3 protein-coding genes are annotated in these 2,932 nt (G+C 73.5%); 2 read left to right on the top strand and 1 reads right to left on the bottom strand.

What is annotated here, in order from left to right:
• Positions 1-125: 125 nt before the first annotated feature.
• Positions 126-866 (bottom strand): transglycosylase family protein, encoded by a 741-nt coding sequence (locus ABZ641_RS31365; protein ID WP_344626937.1) that lies wholly within the window; start codon positions 864-866, stop codon positions 126-128.
• Between the two features lie 578 nt (positions 867-1,444).
• On the opposite strand from ABZ641_RS31365, the gene ABZ641_RS31360 reads away from it, so the two are divergent.
• Positions 1,445-2,326, top strand: coding sequence for a hypothetical protein (locus ABZ641_RS31360; RefSeq protein ID WP_344626936.1), 882 nt, complete (start codon positions 1,445-1,447; stop codon positions 2,324-2,326).
• Between the two features lie 202 nt (positions 2,327-2,528).
• Positions 2,529-2,891: a hypothetical protein gene (locus ABZ641_RS31355; RefSeq protein ID WP_359987291.1), complete on the top strand. Its 363-nt coding sequence runs from the start codon at positions 2,529-2,531 to the stop codon at positions 2,889-2,891.
• The last annotated feature ends 41 nt before the right edge of the window (positions 2,892-2,932 follow it).

Here is a 2,932-nt window from a genome sequence, read left to right as displayed (position 1 = left end):
CGAGCTGGCGGGCCATCAGGACGGCGGCGCGGCCGACCCGTTCGCTGTGGCCGCGGGTGTAGGCGTCCTTGATCTCCACGGCCTGGACGAGGGCGGTGACGCGGTGGTCAGCGCCGCACGGGGTGTCAGACGGACAGGACCTGGCCCGGGAAGATCATGTTCGGGTTGCCGCCGATGACACCGGCGTTGTTCTTGTACAGGGACTTCCAGTCGACGCCCTTGGCCTTGGCGATCTTGCTCAGGGTGTCGCCGGCCTTGACGGTGTAGTTGCCGCCGTCGGTGTTCTTCTTCGCCGGGGCGGACGGCTTCGGGGCGTCCTGCTTGGCGGTGGTGTTCAGCTGGGCGCGGGCCTCGCTGCGGCTGGCCTTCTGCTCGTCGGCCTTGGGGGCGGCCGGGGCGGCGGCCTTGGGGGCCGGGGCGGCGGCGGCCTTCGGCGCGGCAGCGGCGGCGGTGTCGACCTGCGGGGCGGCGCCGCCCTTGGTCAGGCCGGCCTTGACGGAGCAGACGGGCCAGGCGCCCGGGCCCTGCACGGCGAGGACCTTCTCGGCGACGGCGATCTGCTGGTCCTTGGTGGCCAGGTCGGCGCGCGGGGCGAACGAGGTGCCACCGAAGGCGGCCCAGGTGCTGTTGGTGAACTGCAGGCCGCCGTAGAAGCCGTTGCCGGTGTTGATGTGCCAGTTGCCGGTGCTCTCGCACTGGGCGACGGCGTCCCAGGTGGAGACGGAGGCGGCGGAGGCGGAGGTGGCCGTGACGAGGCCCGCCACCGGCAGGACGGCCACAGCGGCGCCGCCCGCGATCGCCAGCCGGACGCGGTTGCGCTTGGTGGCGGTGGTGGTGGCAGCGGCAGTCTCGTTACGGAAGAGCATGGGATTCCTCTCGAAAGCCCCGGGCGGGCAGGCGGAACCAGAGCCGTGTGGCTCTCGGTTCGCTCGCCGCGTCCGCAAGACGGCCGTTGCACGTGTTCGTACGTGCCGCGCCGCCCCGGCCACCCGCTTCGTCCGGGCGGTGGTCAGCCGCTCCGGCGGCACTCGCTCCCCCGGCCGGGGCCGGTGGGCGGTGCTCGGGTGAACCCGGGAAGTGCTCGGTGCACTGGGCAAAAACCTACGAGCCGCCCGGCCGGGCACCAAACAGTTTCGGGTCGTCCCAGCTCAGCGCGGCGTTACCGCGAGTATCGATCTAGCAAAGAACGGGGATATGCCCGTTTTGCCTGTATTTTCCATGATCGATCCCCACCCGATCGTGAGGCTGCTCACCGTTTCCGGCCTGTGACCTCGGGCACAGCGTCGACAGATTGCGACCGCACGCCCACCCGTCGCAGTCAGATCCGCGGCAAATCCCGTCGGAGCCGGACGCACCCGTGACCCCGGCCACAACCGCCCGTTGGGAATGGCGGCCAGGCGCGCCCGTGCCACCCCCTGAGACCGGAGGAGTTCCCTTGCCGCGCATGCTCGAAGTCAGCGACGAAGTACGAACCGAGATCGGCGACGACGAGGCCGACCGCCTGCTCGCCGGCGCCCACGCCCCGGACGCCTACGACTGCACCTCGTGCCGCGCCCCCGGCGACTCACTGCGGGAGCCCACCAGCACCGTCCTGTTCATCGGCGACGAGACCGCCGTCCTGGCCTTCGCCCACGCCCGGTGCGTGCCCTCGCAGGTGGTGCCGGTGGACGAGGACCAGCTGCTCGGTGCCGTCCGTTCGATCTCCCAGGCGCAGGGCGGGGTCGGCGCGCCCGCGTCCGCACCGGCGCACGCCGTCTCCGGCGCCCATGCCGCCCCCGGGATGCCCGACGACGTCTGGTCCGCCCCGCCCGTGCGGGCGCCGCAGCCGCAGGCCCCGGCCGACCCGGGCACCCAGCCGGCGGTGCTCGGCGTCACCTGCGGCCTGGTGCTCTGCGGGGACACCCCGTACGCGGCCCTCGTGGTGGAGCCCACCGGGCCGATCGCCCGCCCCGGCAGCGGCTCGGCGGAGGACGAGTTCCTCTCCCTGCTCACCGACCACGGCTTCCAGGTGGTCCAGTCGGTCGACCGGGCGCCGGTCCGGCCGCTGACCGGCTGGTCGGTGCTGATGGCGATGGGCCAGCTGCACGCGATCCTGCAGCCCTCGGCCACCGGCGGCAGCGCCGCCTGGTGGCAGGCCCACCAGCCGCTACAGGTCACCGAGGCCTGGCGCGCCGCGGTCGCCCGCCGCTCCGAGGTGATCATGTACGCGGTGCCCGCCGGGACGATCGGCCGCCAGCCCCGCGAGGACCTGCTGCGGATGGCCCTCGACCGGGCCGCCGGGCAGGGCGTCCTGGCCGCCGGCATGCTGCCGCTGGCCGGCACCTGACCGTGCCCGGCGGCAGGTCGTCCGGACCCGGAGGACCGCCCGGCCGAGCGCCCGGCGGACCTCCCGGCGGCACCCGGCCGACTGGCATAGGCCGGGCCGCGGAACCCCGCATCCCCGGGCGGTCTCGCTCGTTGGCCCTCACGTGTACAGCTACGACGTCGCCCCGACCACCCGCCCGTCCGCCGGCCGCACCATCCCGGGCATGCGCCCCTCGTACGACGCGGACCTGCCCGTCTCACCGACCCCGATCTACGACGCGCTGTACTCCGAGTACCGGAGACTCTTCCGGGCCCTGCCGGGCGACCGGACGGACGAGGAACAGCTCCGGTTCACCGGCTTCGGTGGGCCGGACAGGTTCTCCCGGTTCTCCGGGTTCGGCGCGTCCTCGGCCGCGTCCTACCCGCAGCACCAGGTGTTCGAGACCTACGCGGGGCACGCGCACGGCACCCCGCAGTTCGTCTCGGAGAGCCTGTCGGCGGCCGCCGGGCGGGGGCACGGCACCGAGCACCAGCATCGATCTCTCGAAAACCGAGGTGCGCCGCCCCGTGCCTCCTTGCGAATCTAGAGGGATGCCCGCAGTGAGTTCTCCCGTAGCCCGGTCCGCCG

Source organism: Kitasatospora sp. NPDC007106, assembly GCF_040634455.1.
Lineage (GTDB): Bacteria > Actinomycetota > Actinomycetes > Streptomycetales > Streptomycetaceae > Kitasatospora > Kitasatospora arboriphila.
The sequence above is the reverse complement of the archived record's forward strand: the minus strand, read 5'-3'. Positions and strand labels throughout refer to the sequence as shown.